At 65.5% G+C, this 25,097-nt stretch carries 23 protein-coding genes; 5 read left to right on the forward strand and 18 right to left on the reverse strand.

Translation table 11 applies throughout. The features are described from left to right. Positions 1–74: 74 nt before the first annotated feature. The 4 genes from LKD76_RS14860 to LKD76_RS14875 all read right to left on the reverse strand — a co-directional run bounded on the left by LKD76_RS14860 (position 75) and on the right by LKD76_RS14875 (position 4,791). The gene (locus LKD76_RS14860) at positions 75–1,487 is read right to left on the reverse strand and encodes an amidohydrolase family protein (protein WP_227981921.1); all 1,413 of its coding nucleotides are present in this window, start codon (positions 1,485–1,487) and stop codon (positions 75–77) included. Positions 1,488–1,672: 185 nt separating this feature from the next. Further along, entirely contained in the window at positions 1,673–2,416 is a 744-nt protein-coding gene (locus tag LKD76_RS14865; protein ID WP_227981922.1) for a TetR/AcrR family transcriptional regulator, read from the reverse strand. Positions 2,417–2,585: 169 nt separating this feature from the next. Then, a complete protein-coding gene (locus LKD76_RS14870) occupies positions 2,586–3,725 on the reverse strand; it encodes a DUF3500 domain-containing protein (RefSeq protein WP_227981923.1) in 1,140 nt (379 codons plus the stop codon). After that, complete coding sequence (locus LKD76_RS14875; RefSeq protein WP_308188527.1) at positions 3,712–4,791, reverse strand: zinc-dependent alcohol dehydrogenase; 1,080 nt, start codon at positions 4,789–4,791, stop codon at positions 3,712–3,714. Before LKD76_RS14875 ends, LKD76_RS14870 begins: the two co-directional genes overlap by 14 nt. A gap of 151 nt (positions 4,792–4,942) precedes the next feature. Between LKD76_RS14875 and LKD76_RS14880 the strand changes: the two genes are divergently transcribed. From LKD76_RS14880 to LKD76_RS14890, 3 genes are all read left to right on the forward strand, one after another. After that, complete coding sequence (locus LKD76_RS14880; protein WP_227981925.1) at positions 4,943–5,833, forward strand: SDR family oxidoreductase; 891 nt, start codon at positions 4,943–4,945, stop codon at positions 5,831–5,833. A 65-nt stretch (positions 5,834–5,898) separates the two neighbouring features. Then, on the forward strand, positions 5,899–6,804 hold the full coding sequence (locus tag LKD76_RS14885; protein ID WP_308188528.1) for a dihydrodipicolinate synthase family protein: 906 nt from the start codon (positions 5,899–5,901) through the stop codon (positions 6,802–6,804). A 98-nt stretch (positions 6,805–6,902) separates the two neighbouring features. Continuing rightward, a complete protein-coding gene (locus LKD76_RS14890) occupies positions 6,903–7,808 on the forward strand; it encodes a LysR family transcriptional regulator (protein WP_227981927.1) in 906 nt (301 codons plus the stop codon). Positions 7,809–7,859: 51 nt separating this feature from the next. On the opposite strand, the gene LKD76_RS14895 is transcribed toward LKD76_RS14890, so the two are convergent. From LKD76_RS14895 to LKD76_RS14925, 7 genes are all read right to left on the reverse strand, one after another. After that, positions 7,860–8,996, reverse strand: a complete 1,137-nt coding sequence (locus LKD76_RS14895) for an NAD(P)/FAD-dependent oxidoreductase (protein ID WP_227981928.1) — start codon at positions 8,994–8,996, stop codon at positions 7,860–7,862. Beyond that, a complete protein-coding gene (locus LKD76_RS14900; protein WP_227981929.1) occupies positions 8,993–9,190 on the reverse strand; it encodes a ferredoxin in 198 nt (65 codons plus the stop codon). Before LKD76_RS14900 ends, LKD76_RS14895 begins: the two co-directional genes overlap by 4 nt. A gap of 15 nt (positions 9,191–9,205) precedes the next feature. Next, a complete protein-coding gene (locus tag LKD76_RS14905) occupies positions 9,206–10,390 on the reverse strand; it encodes a cytochrome P450 (protein WP_227981930.1) in 1,185 nt (394 codons plus the stop codon). A gap of 250 nt (positions 10,391–10,640) precedes the next feature. After that, positions 10,641–10,970 (reverse strand): DoxX family protein, encoded by a 330-nt coding sequence (locus LKD76_RS14910; RefSeq protein ID WP_308188529.1) that lies wholly within the window; start codon positions 10,968–10,970, stop codon positions 10,641–10,643. Positions 10,971–10,993: 23 nt separating this feature from the next. Continuing rightward, entirely contained in the window at positions 10,994–12,898 is a 1,905-nt protein-coding gene (locus LKD76_RS14915; protein WP_227981932.1) for an acyl-CoA synthetase, read from the reverse strand. Next, positions 12,895–13,830, reverse strand: coding sequence for a fumarylacetoacetate hydrolase family protein (locus LKD76_RS14920; protein WP_227981933.1), 936 nt, complete (start codon positions 13,828–13,830; stop codon positions 12,895–12,897). The genes LKD76_RS14915 and LKD76_RS14920 overlap by 4 nt, the downstream gene beginning before the upstream one ends. After that, positions 13,827–15,572 (reverse strand): bifunctional 3-(3-hydroxy-phenyl)propionate/3-hydroxycinnamic acid hydroxylase, encoded by a 1,746-nt coding sequence (locus LKD76_RS14925; protein WP_227981934.1) that lies wholly within the window; start codon positions 15,570–15,572, stop codon positions 13,827–13,829. The genes LKD76_RS14920 and LKD76_RS14925 overlap by 4 nt, the downstream gene beginning before the upstream one ends. A 317-nt stretch (positions 15,573–15,889) precedes the next feature. Here LKD76_RS14925 and LKD76_RS14930 point away from each other — a divergent pair, with 317 nt between their 5' ends. Continuing rightward, positions 15,890–16,558, forward strand: coding sequence for a TetR/AcrR family transcriptional regulator (locus tag LKD76_RS14930; RefSeq protein ID WP_227981935.1), 669 nt, complete (start codon positions 15,890–15,892; stop codon positions 16,556–16,558). Between the two features lie 325 nt (positions 16,559–16,883). On the opposite strand, the gene LKD76_RS14940 is transcribed toward LKD76_RS14930, so the two are convergent. From LKD76_RS14940 to LKD76_RS14970, 7 genes are all read right to left on the reverse strand, one after another. Beyond that, the gene (locus tag LKD76_RS14940; RefSeq protein ID WP_227981936.1) at positions 16,884–17,987 is read right to left on the reverse strand and encodes a glycosyltransferase; all 1,104 of its coding nucleotides are present in this window, start codon (positions 17,985–17,987) and stop codon (positions 16,884–16,886) included. 14 nt (positions 17,988–18,001) lie between these two features. Then, on the reverse strand, positions 18,002–18,985 hold the full coding sequence (locus LKD76_RS14945) for an alpha/beta hydrolase (RefSeq protein WP_227981937.1): 984 nt from the start codon (positions 18,983–18,985) through the stop codon (positions 18,002–18,004). Continuing rightward, complete coding sequence (locus LKD76_RS14950) at positions 18,982–19,866, reverse strand: PIG-L deacetylase family protein (RefSeq protein ID WP_227981938.1); 885 nt, start codon at positions 19,864–19,866, stop codon at positions 18,982–18,984. The genes LKD76_RS14945 and LKD76_RS14950 overlap by 4 nt, the downstream gene beginning before the upstream one ends. 119 nt (positions 19,867–19,985) lie before the next feature. After that, positions 19,986–20,507 carry a sigma-70 family RNA polymerase sigma factor gene (locus LKD76_RS14955; RefSeq protein ID WP_227981939.1) on the reverse strand — a complete coding sequence of 174 codons (522 nt, stop codon included), beginning with the start codon at positions 20,505–20,507 and terminating at the stop codon, positions 19,986–19,988. Between the two features lie 514 nt (positions 20,508–21,021). Next, positions 21,022–21,330, reverse strand: a complete 309-nt coding sequence (locus tag LKD76_RS14960; protein WP_227981940.1) for a hypothetical protein — start codon at positions 21,328–21,330, stop codon at positions 21,022–21,024. A 269-nt stretch (positions 21,331–21,599) separates the two neighbouring features. Beyond that, a complete protein-coding gene (locus LKD76_RS14965) occupies positions 21,600–22,775 on the reverse strand; it encodes a lipase family protein (protein WP_227981941.1) in 1,176 nt (391 codons plus the stop codon). 654 nt (positions 22,776–23,429) lie between these two features. Then, positions 23,430–23,951, reverse strand: coding sequence for a MarR family winged helix-turn-helix transcriptional regulator (locus LKD76_RS14970; RefSeq protein ID WP_227981942.1), 522 nt, complete (start codon positions 23,949–23,951; stop codon positions 23,430–23,432). A 113-nt stretch (positions 23,952–24,064) separates the two neighbouring features. Here LKD76_RS14970 and LKD76_RS14975 point away from each other — a divergent pair, with 113 nt between their 5' ends. Then, positions 24,065–25,003: an NADP-dependent oxidoreductase gene (locus LKD76_RS14975; RefSeq protein WP_227981943.1), complete on the forward strand. Its 939-nt coding sequence runs from the start codon at positions 24,065–24,067 to the stop codon at positions 25,001–25,003. Positions 25,004–25,097 lie beyond the last annotated feature (94 nt).

Consider the following 25,097-nt stretch of genomic DNA (forward strand, 5'->3'; position numbering starts at 1 on the left):
CCGCAAGGCGAGGTTCGTGCCGAGATTCAGCCCTTCTCACCGGGAAAGCCGGAACTTGCTCGGACACCGCAGAACTACCGGGATGTAGACGTATCCTCGCCGGATCGTGCCTGCCGGAGCATGGCGTGGTGAACGACGCGGCGGACGACTTCACGCCGCGCGCGGGTCAGGACTCCGGTGGACATGCTTTCGTGGATGAACCGCTCGGCGGATCGTTCCAACTCGTGTGCGACTCGTCGTAAATCGGGATGGATAAGCGCATGGTCGCGTTTACGCCACTCGCCGCCGACCATGACCGCCTCGACGTTTCCCGGGTGGGAGTGAAGAGCGGCCGCAAGGGGATTGTGGGCCGGCCAGAGATTGAATGCTCGGGCGTCGATGACAACGATATCGGCTTGCATGCCTGGCTTGATCGACCCGGTTCGGTGATCCAATCCCAGAGCCCTGGCCCCCTCGGTGGTGACCCAACTGAGCGCATGTTTGGTGCTGATCTCGACCTCGGGTGCGCTCAGCCCGCTGGTGGAACGGGAGCGGTTGTGGACGCGTGCTCGTACGCGCGCCAACGAGATGCGGGCGGCGGTCAATACATCGCCGGCCACGGCGATCTCGGTGTCGGTTCCCAGCGACACCTGCGCACCGATGGACGACAAGTCTTCGATGATCGATGTGCAGTGGCCCTGTGCGAGTTCGTTTTCCGGCGTAGAGGTGAAGGTCGCGCCGGCCTCCACCATCATGTGCAACACCTGGCCCGAAATGCCTGTTCCGTGCACGATATTGGTGCGAGGGCCCCACAGTCCTGCGTCTGCGACCTTTTTCCAGGCGGCGCTGGGGCGGCCGACACTTTGGTGCATAGAGACGAGCAGACCTCGTTCTGCGCCGGCGCGGAGGTCGGTCAACGCGGTCTCGCTCGCCGAGAGCTGAGGCCCTTTGATCGCCATTCCCAGTGTCAGCAGTTCGTTCCCGGCAATCGGACCGGACAGAAGCCGGTCTACTTCGTGGATGTTGTGAGGTTTTTTCGGACCACCGTGCGCAGTCCCGTGCAGAAAGACAGCGCGAATTCCTGCCTCGGAAAGGGCCTCGATGGCGGCATCAGCGTGGTCCGATGTTCGGCAATTGTGACACCAGTCGCCGACCGTCGTCACCCCGGAGTCTAGTTGGCTCAGCGCACCGGCGAGGGTGCCGATATGTAGGTCGGAGGCGGTATAACGGCGCGCGATTTCGCCATGAGTTCTTGCTAGATACTCGTGCAATGTCCAATCGGCGCCCGTGCCCCGCAGGCCTGTCTGCCAGGTGTGAAGGTGCGCGTTGACAAAGCCTGGAACTACGATCCGGCCGGGTAGAGCGACGATCTCGGCATCTGTTTCGTCGATGTGCTCTGCCAGGGCGACGATCCGGTCGTCTTCGACGAGTATGTCGAGCTGTTCATGGTCCGGTCGTCCCGGCTCCATCGTGATGACCCGGGCCCCTTTCAGGATCGTCCGCCGCATGTCGCCTCCACTGTGTGCCCATGGTCGTCCGTCCGGGATGCCCGCCTCTGCGGCGGGACAGCCGGTGGATGGGACGACGGTAAGACTTAATTCGGTAACACTGTGGCCGAAAACCTGGTGGGGTGTCAAGGGCGCGCGGACCAGGTACTCGTCACCGGAGGATGATTCGCCGTCGGGTCGTGTGGTCACCGTGCTTTGTCGGTGCTTCCCCTTTCGGGATTGTGGCGAGCGGCCAGCCCGGCGATGAGCAGGTCCAGGCCGAAGCTGAATTCTTTCTCCAAGGTCATTTTCGGCAGGCGGTCCGCGACTGCCACCGTCGCCGGGAAGTGTGCCGGGTCGAGCTGGTGAAAAAGTGTCTCCAGCTGGGCGGTGTCCTGGTTGGAGGTCGAGTCGTGACCCTGTAGTTGCGCGGCGAAGCCGACCACGAACCGGGCCACCGTGGTGTAGGTGCGTGCGGCGTCCTCCGGGCTGAAGCCGTTGGCCAGCAGCATCGCCAGAAGTTGTTCGCGGTGGGCCATCACGCTCGGGCCGACGGGTACCTGTTCGATGAGCAACGGCGCGATTCCGCGATGGTTGTTGAGGGTGTCGAACAACCTTTGTGCCGTCGAGCGGCATGCCTCCTGCCAGTCGGTGCGAGTGGGGTCGTTGTCGAAGGCGACCTCGCTGAAGACTCGGTCCACAATGAGTGAGACCAGTTCCGATCGATTGGCCACGGCCCGATACAGAACGGCGGTTCCGGTGTCGAGCCGCTGCGCGAGGGTGCGCATCGACAATGCGCCGGCGCCTTCGGAATCGACGAGAGCCAATGCGGCCGTGACGATTCGTTCCAACGGGACCCTGGGGCGGCCACGTCCCCGCTTGGGCTTCGCGTCCTCGTCGGTCGGGGCGGTGTCCGTCGTCTCTGGGATCGGCTGGGACCTACTGGACATTGGTTTACTGTAGCGGTGACGATGGCGCTGGAATCCTCGCGAGCTTCATTCTGCTCATTGCGTTCCAGGACACGCGTGACCGATGACCACCCCGGTGGCGTGGATCGCGACGCCCTGGCTTTCGCGGCGCGGCGATGAGTGCACGGGCAGGTCTGAGGTACAGGACCGGTCAGTGCGCGGAGCGGTGCCGGTGTTCGGCAAGGCTGTCGAGGCCGAAGTCGCCGACCGGGTCGCGCCATACCGAGTGGGCGTGGTTGGCGTGGCGCTGGGTGTTGTCGTATTCGATCAGCAGGCGCGGTCCCTGGATCCGGTAGTAGTGAGGGTTCCCGGCGTCGATGCTGCCCGCCCAGCCGAAGTGCACCTCGTCGAGTGTGCTGTCGCGGGAGTAGTACGCGGTGTGCCGGTCGGCAATCGGCATCGGTGCTCGTCCGGTGTACAGGCCGATCAATCGCCGCAAGTCGTCGCGTTGGCGTTGGTCGAGCCGGCGCGCACCGACGCCTTTCGGTGGGGCGGTGATCGCCATCGCCCTGTGGTCGCTGCGTGTGTATCCACTGGCGGCTTCTGCGCGACGGTCGACTTCGTCGACCAGGGCGATGAGTTCCGGGTCGGTGAATCGGCCTCGCCAGAGGTCTTGCATGTGCATCATGGTGTCGCCGTGCGCGACGCGGGGCCTGTTTCCTGACACGATGTCGGAGATCGCGGAAGAGTGCAGCCGTGCATGCTCCCACTGCGCTGGATCGAGGCTGCGCGCCAGGCGACGGGCGAGCTCCTCGAGTCCCATCAGTGGGCGCAAGGACGAGCCGAGCAGAGTGGTCGTGGCAGGATCGGCACCGAGAAAGTTGGGAGTCGTGGCGACCACACGGCCCCGGACGATGAGATTGTTGATCGAGATGTGATGCCCTCCCATCCGCCATCCCCAGACAGTGTCGCCGGGCTCCCCGAAGACTCTCAGCCAATACAGCTCCGGGTCGCGGCCGCGCTCTCGTCCCCAATGAACACCCCAGCCCTCGACCTGATCGAGGATGTTCTCCAAACCCATCACGGTGGCCACGGTGGCGTAACCCGATTCCGAGAGGCCGGTTGCGAGTAGTTGCATGGCCAGGTTCTGCTGGCGTGGACTCTGTTCGCGTAGCGCCAGGCCGCCGTGGTCGGTAGGAGTGTAGAACCATCTCACGCGCTCGGCCTCCGCGTCCGGCGCGAGCGGGGATCCATAGTGGGCGTGGGTAAGTTGGGTGGGCTTCAGTGATTCGAGCCAGGCTCGGGTGGCCGCGCTCATTGCGTTGGCTACCTCGTCCTCATTCGACGACATCGATCATCACCTTGATGGCGTTGTCGGAGCGGGTGGTGTAAGTCTCGAATGCGTCGGAGATCTCGTCCAGCGGAAAGTGGTGAGTGACAAGAGAATCGGTGTGCAAGCGTCCCTGGCCGGCCAGGGATACGGCTCGGCGTACCGATCCGGTCCCTTCGCCGCGGACCGACAGCAGCGAGATCCCGTTCATCACCGCGTGGTTGAGGTCGGCGGTGACCGGCTGTGGGAAGAATCCGACGAGAACAATCGTGCCCGAGCGTTTCGTCATCCGCAGTGCGTCGTCCACGGCGGTCGGCGCGCCCGAGCACTCCAGGACGATGTCGACGCCCAGTCCGCCGGTGCTGTCACGTACCGCCGTGATCGCGTCGTCGTCGCGGGAGTTTATTACCTGGTCGGCGCCGAAATCGGCGCCGATATCCAGGCGGCTTCGACGGGTCCCGACCAACGTCACCGGGTGTGCGCCCAGCTGCCGGGCGAGCTGCACAGCGAGCAACCCGATCGGTCCGGGGCCGATGACCGCGATACTGGCACCGGCGAGGATCGTCCCGAGGGCGTCGAAGGCGTGGATCACCGTGCCGGCGGTGGTCAGAACCACCGCGGCGTCGAAGTCGACGGTGTCGGGCAGCTTCGTGAGCGTGGAGACGTGGTTGGCGACGTATTCGGCAAAGCCGCCGTTGACGGTCATGCCCTGGGTGCGGTGGCCCTTGCCGCGGTTCCCGTAGTTCAGGCAGTCGGTGTACGCGCCGGCCAGGCAATTGGCGCACCGCATACAGCCTCGGTGGGCCTCGGTGACTACCCGATCGCCGACAGCGAACTCGTCGACGCTCGCCCCGACGGCGGCAACCGTTCCGGCGTATTCGTGTCCGGGGACGAAGGTGCCCGGGGCCGGGCCCCCGTCTGCGAAGAAGTGACGACTACGAATCTTGACATCCGTACCGCAGAGTGAAGCTCGGTGAACGCGAACCAGCACCTCGTCCGGCCCGATTTCGGGCACAGGGAGGGTGCGAGTGGTAATCACACCGGGTTCCCCGAGTACGGCTGCCGTCATAGTTTCCGGCAAAGACATTCCGAACCCTTCCGCTGGAAAATTCACAATTGGCGTGGCTTGGACTGTAGATCGAAAATATGCTTGGAGTCCAAATCCGTTGACGTGGAGAATCCTGCTTTTTGTCCAGCGATTACGTTGTTGAGCTGCGCGTATAAGATCATCTTATGGGGTGGTTCGGAAATTGTTATTGGTTATCCGTCAATTGTCGGTGTTAATGTCACGCGAAAAGCAAATGAGTTTCCGGTCATTCCGAGAACGAGAACGGAGCATTTTCATGGACCTGGGGATTGCCGGGCGTACTGCGCTGGTACTGGGCGGGGGTGGGGGTATCGGCGGCGCGGTCGCCGAGCGCCTCGCCGCCGAGGGCGCGGCGGTGGTGGTGGCCGATATCGCGGCGGAGGCCGCCACCGTGCGCGCCGAGGCCATCACCGCCGCCGGCGGACGTGCGGTGGCGCTGGAGTGGGATATCTCCGATCCGTCGATAGTCGAGGAGCGGGTCGCGTCCGTCGACAGCGAACTCGGTCCGATCGACATCCTGATCAACAACACCGGTGGCCCGCTGCCGTCACCGATCGGCGGGCAGCCGGCTACCGTCTGGCGGCACAGCTTCGAGTCGATGGTGTTGTCGGTCATCACGATCACCGACCGGGTGGTGCCGGGTATGCGGGACCGTGGCTGGGGCCGCGTGATCACCAGCACGAGTTCCGGTGTCGTGGCACCTATTCCGAATCTCGGCTTGTCGAATACGCTGCGCGCGAGCTTGTTGGGATGGTCGAAGACGCTCGCGCGCGAGGTTGCCCCCGACGGTGTGACGTCCAATGTGATCGTGCCAGGACGAATCGGTACCGGCCGCACCGACTATCTCGACCGCGCCAAGGCCGAGCGCGACGGCAGGAGTGTCGATCAGGTCCGCGCGGAGAGCGTCGCCTCCATTCCCGTCGGCCGTTACGGCGAACCGGCCGAGTACGCCGCCGCGGTGGCGTTTCTTGCGAGTGCACGCGCGGCATATATCACCGGGTCGGTCCTCCGTGTCGACGGCGGCCTGATCGCCAGCATCTGAGAGACCACCGAACAGAAACGAGAAGGAAATTCCACATGGCCGTTGTTACCCGGGAAACCTCCGGCGTGTTCGCCATCGCGCCGACTCCATTCGACGACCGAGGCGATATCGACTATTCGTCTCTGGGCCGCCTGATCGATTTCTACGAGGGGACAGGCGTGACCGGGTTGACTTTGCTCGGTCAGCTCGGTGAAGCTCCTAAGCTCTCGCACACCGAATCTGTTTCCGTCGTTTCCTACGTTCTCGGCAAGACCACTCTCCCGGTGGTGGTCGGAGTCTCGGCGCCGGGTTATGCGCCGATGCGCTCGCTCGCGCAGGAAGTCATGGCCGCCGGCGCAGCCGGTGTCATGGTCGCACCGCCCAACACCTTGCGCGCCGACAGCCAGATCGTGAGCTATTACGAAGGCGCAGCCGCGGCCGTGGGGCAGGAGACTCCGCTGGTGCTGCAGGACTATCCGCTGTCGTTCTCGGTGGTGATGACGCCTTCGGTCATCGCTCGGATCGCGCGCGATATCCCCAGCTGTGTCATGCTCAAACACGAGGACTGGCCGGGACTCGACAAGATCACCACATTGCGACATCTGGAGGCCAACCAGGACATGCCTCGCTTGTCGATCCTGTGCGGCAATGGCGGGCTGTTCCTGGACTTCGAGACCGAGCGGGGCGCCGACGGTGCGATGACAGGCTATTGCTTCCCGGAACTGCTCGTCGATGTCGTTACCCGGACCGCGGCCGGGCGTCGTGAGGACAGTCATGATCTGTTCGACGCTCACCTGCCGCTGCTGCGCTACGAGCAGCAGCCGGGGATCGGTTTGGCGGTGCGCAAGTACGTGATGAAACGTCGTGGGCTACTGGCCAGTGATACGCAGCGGACGCCCAGCGGCGTACTGTCGGAACACACCCGCTCCGAGGTGGACTACCTGCTCGAACGGCTCGCTCGCCGTGACCCCCGCGTCGTGCTCGTGGGCTGATCGTGTCGAGCCGGCGCGCTCGTGCGGGTACCGGCGGCCAACCACGCGACCTACACCGCTACGACCGGTCCCCGGGGGGAGAGGAGATACCACCGGCGATGCAATTGCGACAACTGGAGTATTTCGTCTTGATCTGGGACACAGGCTCTTTCAGCGCGGCCGCGACACGGTTGTATGTGTCACAGCCGTCACTGTCGCAGCAGATTCGGGCTCTCGAGAAGGAGTTGGGTTCACCCCTGCTCGAACGCGGACACCACGGCCTGTCACTGACCCCCGCGGGTCGGGCTCTGCTGCCGATCGCGCGTCGAATTCTCCACGCGGTCCAAGACGCCTCCGACGCTGTTCGGCACGTGGTCGACGGAAGCAACGGTGATGTACACGTGCTCACCGTCCGGTCGGTGGCCGCGGGAGTTTTGCCGCCCAGTGCCGCGCGTTGGCATGCGATGTATCCCGACACGGTGCTGCGTTTACATGACTTCTCCCACCGTCGCGATCTCGAAGCCGCCACACGCGCCGGTCGAGGCGACCTGTCGGTAGGGCCGCGCCCGGTCGGCTGGGACGGACCAGTGGTGCCGCTCGGCTATGAGGAGATGGTGCTCGTCGGCGCGGAGGAGCACGAGCCCGGCACCGTCGCCGACCCGACGGAGCTCGCCGCCGCGGACTGGGTTCTCTACGAGCCCGAACAGGGAATGAGCGAGGTGGCCGACTGGCTGGCGGCCACGATCGGCTTCGCTCCGCGCGTGGTCGCTCGTACCGGCCAGGTCGCCGCCGGGTTGTCCTTCGCCGTCGAGGGATTGGGCGTCACCTTGGCGCCGGCGAACGCGGTACCAGGCGGCTGGACACGTCACACCCGCCGGATCGGCTCGGGAGTTTTCCGCGAGATCGTCGCCTACAGCCGCCAGGCTCCTCCGCAGTTGGCGGACCGCTACCGCGGACTGCTGGCCGGTATAGAACTCCCGCTTCTGGACGCATCATCACTTCCTGCAGGGGCGTTGCGCTGCTGACGACGGCCGAAACTCGAGGGCGCTTCGAGCAATGCACCGGGAGGCTCAGGCTCAGACAACCAGCGACGCAGCCATCGTGCGGAGTTTGGTGACCGGCTTACGGATGCCGTAGGCGACGAGCGTGGCGCCTTCGCCGGTGCGGTTCCAGGTGAGGAGCGCGGACCCCGCGGTCGGGTCACCGTCGATGTGGCTAGGTGTGCCGATCAACGGCAGGGACCCGACGACTTTGATGCTCATTCCGAGGATCTCTGTCCAGAAGTAGTCATCGCTCGGTGCCGATGTCGGTGTGTGGCCGAGCGCTGACGCGGCAGCGACCCGTCCCTGCGCGACGGCATTGGACCAGAACGCGGACCGACGGTTGGTGTTCCGCAGGTAGGACACGTCTCCCGCGGCGTAGACATCCGGAAAGGCTGTGGCACAGGCGTGATCGATGCCGATACCGATGTGATCGGCCAAGCCGGTGCCTTGTAGCCAGGCAGTGTTGGGCGCTTCTCCGACGCAACTCACCACGAGGTCCGCCGGCAATTCGGTACCGTCGGGCAGGGCTATACCACGTACCGGATTTCCGGAAAGGGAAACGAAGCCCGGCGTTCGAATGAGCCGAACACCGTGTCGCTGAGCGCGTTCGGCGATCAGCTCCGACAGATACGGCCCGAGGACTCGTTCGAGTGGGCGGTCGACGTCGACTACGGTCACCGGGATATCTCGGGCGACGCACGCGCTGGCCACCTCCATGCCGAGGAATCCCGCACCGATGATGATCGCTGAAGTGGCGGTGTCGAGCCGCGTCCGCAGGGCTCGTGCATCCTCGAGCGTCCGCAGGACGAGTTCACCGTCCTGGTCCGGCCGGGCGAGTCGCCGTGCTTGCGCGCCGGTCGCGATGACCAGCGCGTCGTAGCCCACGATGTGTCCGCCGGCGGTGGTGATTCGCTTCCGATCGAGTTTCGCGCCGACGGCTGCCGAACGTAGCTCCTCGACGTCGAGGCCGTCCAGGTCGTAGCCGAGGGTGGTGTCAGCGGAGTCGTCTTTGAGGACGGTCTTCGACAGCGGTGGCCGGGAGTAGGCGCCGTGTGGATCGGCTCCGATGAGAGTGATCCGGCCATCGTGTCCCAGGGTCCGCAGTTCACGTGCGGCGGTCACTCCCGCGATCGAATCGCCGACGATGACGACTGTGGCGGATTGGCTCATCGCTGCTCTCGCAGAGCGGCGACCGGGCAGGAATTGATGGCGGCCCGCGCCCGGGCGATCTGTCCATCGGGTACATCTGTTCCGTCGAAGTGATAGATCAATTCACCCTCGTCGTCGAGATCGAATACGGCAGGTGCCTGTTCGGCGCATAGCCCGTGACCTTCGCAGCGGTGGTAGTCAACGGTGATCTTCATCGGGGAACCTTTCTGTCAGGCGGGGATCAGTTGCAGGGGCAGGCGATTGAAGCGGTGGATGATGTTGTTCATGGCCCATTCGGTGGGCCCGGTGATCTCGATGCGGTCGACTCGCTCGACCAAGGCGCGCAGGATGGCCTGGGTTTCCAGGCGGGCCAGACCTTGCCCGGCGCAGCCGTGGGTCCCGTGGCCGAAACCGAGTTGACGCGAGGCGTCACGACGAATGTCGAAGGTATCCGGGGCATCCCATTCGAGGGGGTCACGGTTGGCGGACCCGTACATCACCACCACCCGGGCGCCGGACGGGAGGCTGGTGCCGGCGATCTCGGTATCGCGGGTGACCTTGCGGGAGAAGGCCCGAACGGGCGACTCGAGGCGGACAGCCTCGTTGACAGCGTTGGGGATCAGGCCGGGGTCGGCCTTCAGCAGGTTCCACTGATCCGGGTTGGTGGCGAACAGGTACAGCGAGGCGGAAATGGCACCGATCGTCGTGTCCAGCGACGGCGCCAGGTAGTCCAGCATCAGCGCTGGGCATTCCGCGTGGGCGAGCTTGCCTTCGTCGGCGGCCTGCAGCACGTCGTGTCCCGCGCCGCCGGGCTTTATATCGCGATCCCGGGAGATGCACCGGGCGAAATGCATCATTTCCAGCCCGGACGGCGCCGCTCGTACCGACCGCAGATTCAGTGGGCCGAGGGCATTGAACGTGGCTCCGGCCCAGCGTAGGAGATGTTCGCGGCCGTGGTCGGGCCACCCGATGAGATCGGGCACGACCGACATCGGCAGCGCGGTGGCCAGGTTGACGCCATCGATGCTCCCGCGTGCGACGGCTTCCGCGACAACCGCGGTGGCTTGTTCGTCAATGGTTTCGCGCATCGACCGCAGCGCTCGTGGGGTCAGCCGGTGGGACAGGAGAGCGCGGCGCCGCGAATGTTCGTCGCCATCGCTGTTGAGCGTGGTCCCACGGGAGAGGCGATTGGTGATCGGGTTCAGCCCCACTCCCTCGCCGGACACGAAGGCTTCGTCGTCGAGAAGTACCTTCTTGCACTCGGCGTAGCGGGGCAGTCCGTATGCCCGTTGTTTGGCCAGCCACACCACGGGTCCGAGCTCTCGCAGACGGGTGTAGTGGGGGTAGGTATCGCGGATCGCAGCCTCGGAGTAGAGGTCCGGCTGATAGACCGGAACGTCAGCACGCTCGAGCATCGAAGTTCCTATCGTCGGTCTCGGCGCCATCGTTCGCGGATGGCGGCGGAGTACGAATAACGAAGTGGGGGAGAACATTTCGCAGATCCGCGACTCGTCTACCGGTCTGCGGGACGATGCCGTCCGGGCGGATCGGCGCGGGCGTCGGCAGGTGGTTTTCGCTCGGTCTCAGAGGAACTGGGAGAGCAGGATCGCGGTGGTGAGTCGGTGGGGACGGCCCCCACGATGACGACCGGCGCAACGTCGATGTTCATCGATCTACGGTCAGGACCAGTGCGACGTAGCCGGCGGCAAGGAAGAATGTCACAATCGCGGGGGCCGCCGCCGACAGCTTGTCATGCACTCGCAGGTGCGTCGCGATGGCACCGACCATCAGCAGAACCAGACCGATGCCCGCGGCCAATCCCGCCGGCCACCAGACGGTTCCGATCACCAGCCCAGCAGCAGCGGCAACTTCGAGGGCCCCGATCATTCGGTACGTCGTCACCGTCATACCGACGTGAGCGGCACGGTCCCGCATGTGCTTCGCAGCGGCGAGTTTCAGGACGCCGAATAGTGTGAATTGCGCGACCAGTAGCACTGTCAGCGTGATTGTCGGGATGCTCATGGCCGACTCACTGCCTTCCAGGTCAGGGCGAACGAATTCAATGCGGTCGCGACAGCGGCGTTGTCGGTATCGCGATCGATTTCGATGGTCGCGACCACCTCGCCGTCGGTGATCGCCGCGGTGACGGCGTGTACTCCGTCGATGTGGGCGAGGGCTTCGGCGACCGCGCGTCGCGTCGCGTCGGCACGCAGTCCGAGCTTGTAGGGCTTTCCGACGTCGGTGACCGGCAATGCGTCGAGCACGAGCACCGCCTTCGGTGCGGCGGCGGGTTCGGGAACCCGCTCACACGCCCACTCGAGCAGCTCGGATTCGGTGGTGGTGGCACCGGTGCTGAGGACCACGTAGGCGATCGGTACCTCGCCTGAGTGCGGGTCAGGACGGCCGACCGCACTTGCCGCGGTGACGGTGGGATGCGACAGCAGCGCGTCTTCGATGGTTGCCGGATCGATATTGTGTCCGCCGCGGATGATCAGGTCCTTCGCCCGTCCGTGCAGGTGGATGAACCCGTCGCTGTCGATATGAGCTAGATCGCCGGTTTCGAGCCAGCCGTTCGCCACGCTGCCGAGACTGTCGAGCACATGTCCGTCTTCGTTGCGGTCGATGACATATCCGGGGAATACCGTCGGACCACTGACGCACAGCACACCGGTGGTTTCCGGGGGCAGGTCCTCGTGGGAGCCGTCGTCGCCTACGCGGACCGCCTTCACCTGCTGGTAGGGCATCCGCTGCCCGACCGCGCCGGGACGTGGCCGCTCGGGAAAGCTGCGCGCGGTTGCGCAGGTCGCCTCGGTGAGTCCGTACCCTTCCACGAGCGTGACTCCGGTATGGCGCTCGAAGTTGTCACGGACTGCCGGTGGGAGTGGCGAGGCACCGACCATCGCGTAGCGAAGAGTGCTGATATCGGCGTCGAGCGGGCAGTTGGTGAGTACCGCGTACACGGTGGGGACCGCGCTCATGGCGGCAATGCGGTAGTGCGCGACCATCTTCCAGTAGTTGGCGTACAACGCGAGATCTCGGTACCCGAGCGGGCCCGCCCACACAACCTGTTGCCCTTTGAACAGCGGCGCGAGCACGGTGACCACCAACGCGTTGACGTGGAAGAGCGGGAGTGCCGCGAAGACCACGTCGTCGGTGTCGAGTAGCGAGTTGGCGGCGATCATCCAGGCATTGGCGACCTCTCCGCCGTGGGTGTGGGCCGCGAGTTTGGGTACACCGGTGGTGCCCCCGGTGTGGAACAGGCTCGCCAAATCCTCGGATCGGGGGAGCTCGCCGGAGAAGCTGCTCGAAGGTTCGTCGGAGGCGAGCGCATCCAGGTATCCGGTGTGTGCCGCCTCGGGCGCGGGCAGCGCCTGGATCGCGTCGGCGTCGGTCGGGCGCAGTACGAGGACGATATCGACAAGACCGTCGGTCGCCAATGCCGCTGCGGACTCCCAGGTCTCGGGCGAGAGATCAGGTCCGGCCGCGATGAGAACTCGTGCGCCGGAGCGACGCAGAAGTTCCTCGATGTGTGTGCCCGAGAGGGCGGCATTGATCGGAGCGGCGATCCCGGCCAGCTGCGCGGCGAGTGTGGCGGGAACGAGTTCCGCGCAGTTGGGTGCCATCAGCGCGACCGCGTCACTGCGGCCGACACCGAGTCGACGCAGCAGGTTCGCATAGCGATGCACGTCGGCGAGCAGCTCACCGAAGGTGCGCCGGACCGGTTCCTGCCAGCGGGCGGCTTCGGGCAGCACGGTGAGTGCGACCCGGTCGGGCCACAGGTGTGCGGCGCGAGCGAGCAGAGCGTACGTCGACTGTGGCAGGCCGCGCTCGGCCAGCGGGATGGATTCGATGGCGCGCAGGTCGCCCGGTTCGGCGTAGCGAGGCCACAATTCCGTGGTGGCTGCTGCATTGTCGGTGATCACTTGTACCTCACTGTGGTGCGCTGACGGCCCAGATCGATGGCGTTGTCGTCGGTGGCGACGGCGACTTCGACGACATCACCGTCTTGCAGATACTTGGGATTTTTCGCTTGGCCTTTGAAGAACAACCGCCACTTCAGCGCCGCCGGAAGGAGCGATCCGAGGAGCTCGACCGGTTTCGGCGGTGCGCTGATCGCGGTCCCGACCGGGGTTCCGGTGAGGATGAGATCTCCGGCATCGAGGCGTTGAAAGCGAGTGAGCGCCTGGAGTGCTTCGCCGGGCTTGTAGATCATGTCGGCGACCGTCATGTCTTGCCTGACCTCACCGTTGACCCACAGTCGCAGTCGAAGTTCGGTGAATCGGGCCAGCTCCTCCGCGTCGACGAGAACGAGCGCAGGCCCCACCGGGGTGAATGTCGGATACGATTTCGCCTCGTAGAATTGGGTTTTCGGCAACTGGATATCACGTGCGGAGACATCGTTGGTGACTACCAGGCCGGCGACGAACTCGGCCGGCTTGCCGGCATCGATGGTGGTGCCTACCGGTACTTCGCGACCGATGACCAAACCGATCTCGACCTCGTAGTCCAGCAACTGCACGTGGGCCGGCCGCTCGATGTCATCGGTGGGGCCGCTGATGGATCCGGATGCCTTCCGGAAGAAGGTCAGCGGAACAGTAGCCGGATCACCACCGGAATCCTTCACGTGCGACACGAAATTGGTCATCTGCGCAACGACGCGGCAGGGCGCAGTCACCGGTGAGAGCAGCGAAAGTCTCTCGACGGGAACGAGGTCGGTCGCGCTGCGGGCCGCTTCGACTGCCGAACGATCGGCGAGTAGCTCCTTGGTGGTCGTGGCGGACGTATCGATACGGGCGGCGCCGGCTGGTGTCTGCACCCACCACGCGTCGCTGGTGCGGAGCACGGAAATGCTCATGAGCCGGCTACTTTCAGTAGACCGCGCAAGCGGTGGAGATCGAGGGGGAGCAGCCCCCAGAGCCCGCGGGCGCGAAAGCCGATGTCCGCGGTGGCGGATTCCAATTCCCGGATACCGGTTCGCCTGAAAGCCGCAGTGTGCGACGGCAACTGGCTGGTTCCCGATTCATTCGATATCTGCTGCATCAACTCCCGAACAGTGCTGTCCAGCTCGGTCGATGAGGGGTTGGCGCAGATATAGTGGTCAGGACGGAGCACGACGAACGGCTGTCGCTTGAAGTACGGGCGGGCAACTTCGTCGAGGTCTTCGAGGATCCGCTGCGTCGCATCACGATGGACGGGCCGTCGCCCCGGTGAGGTCAGTGTTACGTAGGTTGCCTCGAGGTCGTTGTCGGCGATGCGGCGGCCGAGTGCCGACAGCGCTTCGCGTGGATCGGCTTCCCAACCGATGATGCGCCAGCCAGAGCCTGCGATGTCGTCGAGCCGATGATGCGTTCCGCTGAAGGTTCGCACGAGCGGCTGGGGGAACAAGCGGCCGACCGGCGAACGCGGCGAAGGCGATGCCAGAAGGAAACCACGTCGATACCGGGCGGGTGGACGCCACCGGCCTTGGCGAACGCGTTCTCGAAATGGCGGGATACGCCCGAGCGCCCCGCCCACCGCATCACGAATCGTCGCTGCCGAACGCGATTGCAGGGTGACCAGACGGCCGGCCCGGACCGACATCTTGGTCATCGCCTCGGCGTGTGGCCGACGCTCTGCCTCATAGCTATCGAGGATTCGCAGTGGCGCACCGTCGTTCACGACTGCCGCGATCTTCCAGGTCAGGTTCGTTACGTCGCGAATTCCCGAGTTCAGCCCCTGTCCGATCATCGGAGGCATCAGATGGGCAGCGTCCCCGCACAGCAGCACCCTTCCGATCCGCCAGTGTTCGGCGGTCTTGGCTCGGAAGGTGTAGATGAGATGACGCAGAATCTCCGCAGTGTCGGGGTCAGCGTCCTCAGCGATCACTCGCCGCGCGGCCTCTGGTGTGAGGAGCTCGTCGTGATCCTCCCACGGCATTACCTTCCGTTCCCAGCGGTGCCCTCCGGCAGCGAGTCGACCTGTCAGGCGGGGTGCCGTCGGGTTCAGCGTCATCTGGAAATAGGGAATATGAGCAATCGGCTCCGGTAACTTCGCATCCACGATGAGCCAGGTATCCGTGTATTCGGATCCGACCAACCCGACGCCGACCGCGTCGCGGGTGGCACTCTTGGCGCCATCGCAGCCGATGACAAAGCGTGCACTCGCGTTCGCAGTGCCGCCGTCACCTCGACGAAATGTCAGTTCGACCCCTTCGTCGTCCTGCGTCAAACCGGTGAGCCGGTGGGCCAGACGGATATCGACATCCGGGTACTCCGCAAGGGCTGTCCGTAGTTGCTGATCCAGCAACGGCTGATAGATCGCCGATAGCCACGGATGTCCCTGAAGCTGCTCGGTGGGCAGCGTTGTCGCGACGACCTTGCCGCGAGCCGAGACCCACTGGGCGCCCGCCCCGAGGAGCATGTCGCTGGCGGCGCATGCGTACACTCCCGCCTTTTGCAGCGTGCGCAGGGCTTCACCGTCGAGTACACCGACCCGGGGGTTGGAGTAGACATCGCTCTCCCGCTCCACTGCGAGGACTTTCAAACCCGCACGTGCCAGAAGAAGTGCCGCCAACTCTCCGACCGGGCCCAGCCCGATCACAGCAACGTCGAATGTCATGACAAGCCTCCACGCCCCGCGAAAGCCGTCCCCTCGAGGAGCCCATCGCCTACTTCATGGCCGGTCAGCGACTCGTTCATCGTGAGCCCGCTTCCGTCCCGCGGCAGCAGGCGACCGTCAGGGATCATCGCTTCTCCAATCTCTATACGGGGCAGGGTGTTCGCCACATCCAACATGTCGGTAACAGTGTTGCCGTTATTGTTCTCGGCAGTGTAAGCAGTTCGTTGATTCAATGTCAATGACTTCGAATCAACTTGTGTTATGCCAGGTCGGGGTGCACTATCGGGCTCTGTGAGTGTTCGGCGATGGAGGGCGCGATGACAAGCACGACCGATGGGGGCCGGCTGACCTCGCGGGCTGCGCGGGCTGCCGAAACCCGGCGACGTCTCATCGATGCGGCGGTCGAAAAGTTCGCAGAACGCAGTTACGACGAGGTTGCGGTGGCGGACATCTGCCAGGCTGCCGATGCTGCCCACGGGTTGGTATTCCACTACTTCGGTACCAAACGTGGCCTCTACCTGGAGGCGGTACGGGAGACGTCGAATCGCGTCTTGCAGACCCACATACTGCGCCCCGGTATGTCGCCGGTCGAACAGCTCCGCAGTGCCTTCACTGCGCAATTCCGATATCTGGCCGCCCATCGAGGGCTCGCATTGCGCCTGGTGCTCGGCGGTCGAGGCGCAGATCCCGAGGCTTGGGAAATGCTCGAGGCAGGGCGCTGGCAAACGATCGAAGCCTGGATCTCACTGCTGGGTCTCGACTCTCGGAACCAGGCGCTGCGTATGATGCTCCGGTCGGTTGTCGGCGCGATCGACGAGGCTGCCGTGTATTGGTTGCAGAACGATGAGCCGTTCCCCGTGGAGGCGGTGGTCGAACGTCTGATCGAGCTGGCAGGCGCGGCGCTGCGGTCAGCCGCTGTTCTGGACCCCTCTCTCGAAGCGAAGGCCGCGATTCAGCCCTTGCTCGATGAGTTCTATGGAACCTGAAGTCCGGCAATAGAATCCGCTGGGTATCTCAGCCGTCGGTCGTCGCGGATCTCTATCCGGTGTTCGTGCCGGCGGGCTGCCGGAGGGGGGATCGTCGGAGGAGCTCGGTATGGATCGGCCGTGTTCATGAGTGCTGGTGTGTCCCCGACTGCCCTCGAGGCCGGGGTCGAGCAAGATCTTCACCGCACCATCGGATTTGTGCTGAAACATTCGGTAGGCGTCGGCGGCTGCCGCGAGCGGCAGGCGATGGGTGGCGAAGAATTCCACACCCAGTGGTCCGAGTTCCGAGCAGCGGCATGATCTCGACCGGGCCGCGACCGCCGGTTCATGGTGCGGCCGCGGCGATGACCGTGGATGCCAGCTCTGCCACCGGTGGCATGGCCTGGATTTCGGCGGCGATCTGTGTCGCCGTAGCGGCGAGGTCGCCGTCGGTGATCAGTCGCGTCAGCGCGGCGGCGTCGATGTGGTGAGGTCGTCGGGACAGCCCGGCTCCTCGCCGTTCGATGAGCGTCGCATTCCAGCGTCGGTCGCCGGGCGCGGGTGTGACGAGTTGCGGGACACCGGTGGCGAGTGCGGCGTAGATGGATCCGGCGCCGCCGTGGTTGACTGCGCCGTGGCAGTGTCGCAATGCGTCCGACAGGACGGTCCAGCCGACCGTGAGGATGTTGGGCGGCAGGTCGTTCGCGCGCTGGATTGTCCGGTTCGGACGGACGATGACGAACTCGGCGTCCACGGCCGGGGCCGCGCGCAGGATCGAGGTGATCATCGCGTTCGGCCCGTTTCCGAGCATGGTGCTACGGGTGACGAGGATTCGGGGCCGGGCGGGTGGCTCGAGCAACCATTCGGCGGTGGCGGTGCCCGGGGCCGAGTACGGGACGGGCCTTAGGGGCAGACCGGGAACGGACACGATACTGGCCGGCGCGATCGAGATCGTGGCGACGGGGTCGGTCGCCGGGTAGGCCCGCCCCATATGCCGCAACGTTCGTTCGCGGACCTCGGCGCCGTTGTCGAAGGCGATGTTGTGCAGGACCGACGGGATACCGCAGCGCGCGGCGGCCACCGCCCCCGCCGCGGCGAAGGGTTCATGGACGACGAGGTCCGGGGCGAAGGCCCGCGTGGCTTCTACCACCTGCTCGACGGCCGTCCGGTTGATTCCGGCGAAAACTCGCCCTGCTCCGTCGGCATCGGCCATGCCCCGCCCGGAGCGCAGCGCTGCGGCGGGGTGCAACAGCAAAGCGCGCACAACGATCGGCGGCATCGACATCCGCGGCCACACTTCTCGCACGGGGATGCCCGACTTTCGGGCGACCATGGCATCGCCGCCGGTGGCGATCATCACCTGGTGGCCGGAGCGGTGCAGGTATTCGGCGAGCGGCATCATCGGAAACAGGTGCCCGATCAAAGGTGTGGCCACGACAAGGATTCGCATTCGACGACCTTGGCTCACATCCCCAGCGACCGGGCGATGATCGGCCAACTCGAGACGAGTTGGTCTCGCCAGTACGCCCAACTGTGGGTGCCGGTCGGGGTGTAGTCGAAGGTCGCCGGCACCGCGATCCGGCTCAGGTCGTCCTGCAGCCGCCTGGTGCAGTAGTTGACGGCGAATTCCAGTGGTCCGCCGGCGATGACCGAATTGGTCAGGTCCGGATTCGACGGTGTCTCATGCGGTCCGGGCGCACCGCTGCCACTCGACACGTAGACCGTCTTTCCCCGCAGCGCCCCGGAATTGGCCACGACGTCGTGGGCTGGCCAGTCGGGGTCCTCGGGCGGTCCCCACATGTTGTCGGGCTCGGCCCCTTTGGAACCGACCACATAACGAAGCTCGGCCTGCCCGCCCGGGTCGCTGGTGGCGTAGCACCCGCTGAACGCGGCCACCCCGCGGTACAGATCTGCGCCGCGCTCGGCAAGCATCATCGCAGCCTGTGCACCCATCGACACCCCCATGACGGCGTTGGCCCCGTTGCCGCCGAACCGGGCGTCGAACAAGGGCGGAACCTCGCGGGTGAGCAGCGTCTCCCACTTCTGGTGGCCGAGCACCGGATCGTCGTGTTGCCAATCGGTGTAGTAGCTGCCCGGGGCGTGGACGGGCAGCACGACATTGACATCCTTGTCGGAGAAGAACGAGATCGCGCCGCCCTCGTAGGTCCAATCGTTCTGGTCGGGCAGCACGCTGTCGCCGCCCTCGAGCAGGTAGACCGTGGGGCGCGGTGAGTGCGATCCGGTGGGAAGCAGCACGTCGAGTTGCACGATCCGCCCCATCGCGGGTGAATCGACGAACACCTGCAACCATCGGTCGGTGATCGGGACGATGTGATCGATGCGGGCGGCGCCGCCGGGAGCCCGCGCGGGTTCGGCGGCGGCGGTTCCCATCCACGCCGACACCAGCACGATAATCGCCAGCACCGCGGCCACACGCGCCGAAATCATCGCGCACTCCGCCGGAGTAGACGCCACACGACCTCGCCACCGCGGCGGGCGAGTGAGCGATGGATCATCGCACACAGTTGTCTCTCACCGCCGAGAACTTTTGTCTGACTGCGATATTCACACACGGCGTCGAGCTTCACCTGCTCGTATTCGGCGGCGGGAACCGTGTACGGAATCCAATTCCACTCGTCGAGGCCGACGCCCGCGCTCTCCTGGCGGAGGTAGTCGGTCGCCGCCGGCCCGGCTGCGAGCAACGACATCGCCTCCATGCCCAGACCGCTGCGCGGACTTGCCCAGCCGGGCGCGTCGCGCCAAGGAAACGGCGCGGTGCGTGCTACCGGATGTCGCCGCCGCGAACACTCCGACAAGGCGTTGAAATCTTCGTAGAACGCGATTCTGCCCACGCCGCCGTTTCCCACCGCGCACCGCAATGCCGCGACGGCGACGGCGACGTGGTCGACGTGATTACCGACTCCGAGCGGAGCCATGACCACGACGCCGGGGTTGGCCAGAGTGTCGTGAATCGTGGCCTGGATCGAGTCCACATCACCCAACTCGCCGGCCGACCGCGGGGTCCTGAAGATCTGCGCCGGCGTACGCAACGGTGGCGGCCGGAACAGTCGTTCCCGCAAGCCGATCCGGCGCGACGATGCGCCCAATATCCGCAGCGCCTCGTCATCCTCGGTGCACCTGACCGAATAATCGGCAAAAGCCCTCTGTCGTCGGGTGGTCGCCCTCACCGCGGTATCACCCGAGTAGATGGTCTGCACGACGACCGGTACGCCCGCGGCGGTCTCGGAGCCGATGAACGCGCCGACGGCGAAGACGGCATCGTCGAGATGGGGCGACAGCACCACCACACTGGACGACCTGTCGGTCAAAGACCGGTGATCGATGACATGGGGCCGCCGCATCGGTGCTCGACGATACTTGGCAGGGAAACGCACGGCCTTTTACCCTCGATCCGGTGAGCGAGTGAATTCGAGTGGCGTGCGGTCGATCACGCGCATGTCACCGATCCGTTCACCCCAAGGTCGCGTAGCGATTGCCTGAGCCGTGCGACCCCGAAGTGCATGCGTGACTTCACCGTCCCGGGCGGGATATCGAGCTCGGTCGCAATCTCATCGGTCGACCGTCCCTCGAAATAGGCCAGAACGATCACCACGCGCTGGCGAATATCCAGCGAACCGAGGGCATCGGCGAGCACGCACGAATCGAGAACTCGTCCGAACTCGTCCGGTCCCCGCGCCCGCTCGGGCACCGTCGCGGTCGGAAGTTCACGCCGGTTCCGGGCGCTGCGGTGAGCGTCGATCGCCAGATTGCGCGCCACCGTGCACAGCCAGGCGCGAACCGAGATGCCGGATTGATCCAACACCTCGGGCCGCAGCCACGCACGAACGAACGTTTCCTGCACGATTTCTTCACGCTGGCCGTGATCACGCGTCAGAACATTCGCGTACCTGCACAGTGCCGAGCGATGCTCGAACTGCAAACGACGAAACAATTCTGCGCGGTCAGCCATAGCGATACATCCCATCGAAGGCGCGGCGCGCTCCGCACTTCGCGTACCGACGCGCACTCACACAGCCGCGACCCGACACCAACTGTAGCCCCCCCAGCTGCCAGACTTTCGCGTCCCGCGTGGATCAGGCAACAATTGGCAAATGCGCGCACGTTCATCGCACAGCTCGGTGTGGGTACCCGCCACCACTACCAGGTACTTTCCGATTGCCTGCCTGCGTTCCGCGCCACAGTCAGGTGACAGCGTGTCTACGCCCGTGGTGCGCCCTTTTCGGGCGCACCCGCACGCAGGGCGGAGCAGCGGCAGGGCAGGCCCCAGCACGCGGACCTGGTCCGCACGGTGGGCCCCGGATGAACCAGCCCCGATCCGAGGGAGGTCATGGCCGTGAATTCGTTTCTCATCCGGGTCGCCTCTCGCGGTGCGCTGACCGGTGCGTCGGAGCAGCTCCGACGCTGCGGTTGTCATCGCAGGTGCACCTGTTTCGAGAGCGCGCCGTGTGGCGGCTGTTGAGGGATCACTGCGTCACCGCGTCAATGATCATGTCGGCGTGCAGGTTCGGGTGATCAGGCTTGGGCGAGCTCGTCGCGCCAGATCGGGCTGTCGACGTACTGGTTGTCGCAGTGTTGCGAGCTCGCGCGGATCTCCTCGACGCTCGCTTCGCCGCGGTGCACCGCTCGAGCAGCCGGTAGAAGTCGAACCGGTGCAATCCCGGAGTGAAGACCACGAGCAGTTCGGCCTCGGCCTCGTCGGCGCGAACGAGGACGGGGGCGGTCTGCGCGGAAGCGGTCACCGGAACTCCGTAGGTGTCGGTGGTGTGTGGCACCCGCTGGCGCCTGCTACAGAGTCGACGGAGCAGCCCGGCCGACTGTGACATCGCGGCGAAGGCTGTTGTGACTTCGGTGCGCGGCCGGAGGTGTGGACGATGTCGACGCGTTCGGCGACCGCGCCATCCGTGGGGTCGTAGGTCCCGGCGAACGGCAGACCGCCGGCCGCGGTCGTGCGTAGCACCCGCCGCACGTGTTGCGCACGTGGCGACGGGTGCACTCGCGATGGGAACCGTCACCGGTCGCTACTTCGTCACGAGCAGTGGGTTCAACCGGCCTGGTTGTTGTAGGTGAACTCGTTGACGGCGGTCTTCTTCGTGTCGGAGATGGTCAACAGGTTCGTGACGGCGATGGCGACGGTCTTCTCGATCCCGAGATGGCGCGGCGCGGTGACCGTGATCGAATTGTCGCCGACCTTGACGTCGGTCCCGCGCGCGGACCCGAAGTAGACCACACAGGCCGAGGCGAACGCGGTGGTCGACGGGACCGCGATCGTCACCGGCGTGCCCGCCCGACCGCTGGTGGGGGACACCGACTTGATCTGGGGCACATCGATGTTCACGGTCGGCGCCCCGAGGAGACTGAGGTAGGTGTTGTTGGCGTGCTGATAGGCGAGCTGGCCCATCCAATCCTGCTCGGTCTTGCCGAGCGCGTCGGATGAGTGGACCGCGTAGTCGGTGTTCAGCGGAGGCTGTTGAGTCGGCTGCACGTACGGTGACACGCCGCTCTTGACCAGCTTCTGCGCGAGGTCCTGGATCTGGGCCTGGACGGTCTGGCCTTTCTCATCCGTGCATTCGCTCGCGTAGGGGCCGGGGTCGGGGAAGAAGGACTGGATGCTGGTCGGTCCCGGCCCCAGGTTCCACCACACGTTCGCGACCACGTCGTATTTGTTCCATGTCGCCTGGCCATTGGGGAACCGGTTGTCGAACCACGTGGCAAAGGCCTGGTTTCCGGCAGTCGGGGCGGCGAAGGTATAGGTGTCGAACGTGACGTGGGGGTTGATCTTCGCGAACTGGGACTGCAGAGACAACGCCACTGTCGTGACGAGGCAGCCGCCGAGGCTGTGGCCGGTGAGGTGAACGGTAGCCGGTTCACTCGTACCGCAGAGAGTTTGCAGCGCGGACACCAGCGTCCCGGATCCGCCCGGCAGCCCGAGAACACACCTCGCCGCCATGATGTCGTCGAAGGCGGCCGAGGCGCCCTTCGCGATCACGGGTGCCGAACCGGGAGGCGGCGTGCCGCCCCGCGGGAACGGCACCTGCGTGAAAACCTCGAAATCCTCGGCCAGATCTATGAGCGAGCTGAACACCGTCCCACGGAAGCAGACTGCCAGCTCCGAGGGGTCTTTCACGTTCTGGACCACGAACGCCATGTTCGCGCGAAAGGAACTCAGCCCCAGCCACACGACTTTCCACGAGTCGAGGCCCGGGGTCTCGGCCATCATCGATCTGATTCCGTCGAGCATTCGCTGCTGTTGCTGCGCCGACGTCTCACCGTCCGGAAGCGGAACGGCGGCGATCGGCGAAAAGGCGCACAGAGTCATCATCGAATTGACGTTCTGATTCACCGTCGCAGCACTACTCATCCGTGCCACTCTCCCTCGTCGTCCGAGGGAGCGCGTGAAGCAACTCCCCTCATGCGGGAAGCCGGCCGCCTCCGCTGTCGAGGCTACGAACGACCACCATTGCTTCGGGACCGGCCCTACTACCGGGCTGAATCGCCCGGACCAACCAGACCACTTCACGACGTCCGCAAGGAGCGCGGGACGTGTTTCAGCGTAGCGCCGTGCCGGCCGTCGCGCTGGTCGAATGTCGAGCAGAGGCCGCCCGCCGCCGGTGCCCGTGCGGAGCCGCCCCGAGAGCGGGCCCTCGGTGTGCCTCGACGTCGCTCTTGTTCGAGGTCATGGAGCACTCGACGAGTTGCCAAGCCTCGATAATCCTCTCCTGGATCGACGTCGATGGCCCGTGGCTCGGGGCTGCGATTCTCGAATTGCACTCGAAGGCAATGGATCCCGAAGTCGGCCGCGATCCGATCCGGCCTCACCCCCGGCGGCTCCGTCGTGCGAACCGATGCAGCGGTCGCGGCGTACCCTGTCGCTCTACGCAGGTCGGTCCGTCCCGGCCGCTTTCCTGCGCCGCCGTGGTTCGGCCGACCGCGGCGGCGTCCGACGCATGTGGTCTCGCGCGCGGGTGAGGATATCGGCGAGTGTCTCGATGTCGGAGCGGGACAGTGGGGCGAACAGCAGGTCGTCGATGACAGTGACGTGACCGGGGAAGACCCCCGCGAGCACGGCGCGGCCCTCGTCGGTGATGGTGACGGTGATGCTGCGCTCGTCATCGGAGGACAGCGTGCGGGTCACAAGGCCCCGCTTCTCCAGTGTTTGGGCCTGGTAGGTCAATCCGCTGCGGCTGTAGACGACGCCGTCGGCCAGATCGGTCATCCGCCGACTGCCCCCCGGGGAATCGCCGAGGCTGGCCAGGAGCTGGAACTGCACGTAGCTGAGATCCCCGGCCTCCCGCAACTGCTGCTCGACGGCGTGCTTCAGCAGGCTGCTCGCCTCGATGAGGGCGAAGTACGCGCCCAACTGGGTGGCATCCAAGGACGGCGGCGACGAGGGCATGAGCCGAGCCTATCAGTACTTCGAACTCGAAGCATTTGCTTCGAGTTCGAAGCAGTGCTAGCGTAATCGACAGTTGCTTCGAATTCGAAGTAAGCAATCGGAAGGGGAAGACCATGAAGGCAGTACGGTTCCACGAAACCGGCGGCTCGGAGGTTCTGCGCTACGAAGACGCGGACCTGCCGGTCCCCGGTGCCGGTGAGGTGCGCATCCAGGTGGCCGGGTCGGCGTTCAACCCGGCCGACGCCGGAATCCGCGGCGGCTTTCTGCCGATCCCGGTGACGTTGCCGCACGTTCCGGGCTACGACGTGTCCGGCACGATCGACGCGATCGGCCACGGGGTGGACGGCCGCACCGTGGGTGAGAACGTCGTCGGGTTCATACCCATGAATGCCGACGGCTCGGCAGCGCAATACGTCGTCGCCCCGGTGGAAGCGCTGGTGAAAGCTCCGACGAGCATCCCGCTGGCCGAGGCGGCCGGGTTGCCGTCGGTCGGGCTCACCGCGTCACAGGCACTCTTCGAGGCGGGCGAGCTCGAGGCCGGGCAACGGGTGCTGATCAACGGTGCCGGCGGCCCGGTGGGCGGGTACGCCGTGCAGCTGGCCAAGCGCGCGGGTGCGTACGTCATCGCCACGGCGAGCCCGCGCAGTGGCGAGATCGTGAAGGCGGCCGGTGCGGACGAGATCATCGACTACACGGCCACCGCCGTGCTCGACGCGGTGACCGAGCCGGTCGATGTGCTGCTCAATCTGGCCCCGATCACCCCTGAAGGATTCACCGCCCTGGTCACGCGCGTCCGTGATGGCGGCGTGGTCGTCTCCACGACACCGACCGTGACGACGCCCGGCGACGACGAGCGAAACGTGCGCTCGGCCACGATCTTCGTCCACCCCGACGCCGACGTGCTCGCGCACCTCGTCGCCCTCGTCGACCGCGGTGATCTTCACGTCGAGATCGCCCGGCGCGTGCCGCTGAGCGAGCTGCCCGCGATCCATCGGCAGGCCGACGCGGGCGAGATCCACGGCAAGGTCGTCGCTGTCCCACCCGCAGTCTGACGATCCGCCTCGACCCGCCGATATCGACCGTCACCGACGAGCCACACCGTCTCTCGATGCGTGAACAGGTCCGCGGTTCGAAGTAGCTTCGTCG

It is taken from the genome of Nocardia spumae (genome assembly GCF_020733635.1).
In the GTDB taxonomy this organism is placed as follows: Bacteria; Actinomycetota; Actinomycetes; order Mycobacteriales; family Mycobacteriaceae; genus Nocardia; species Nocardia spumae.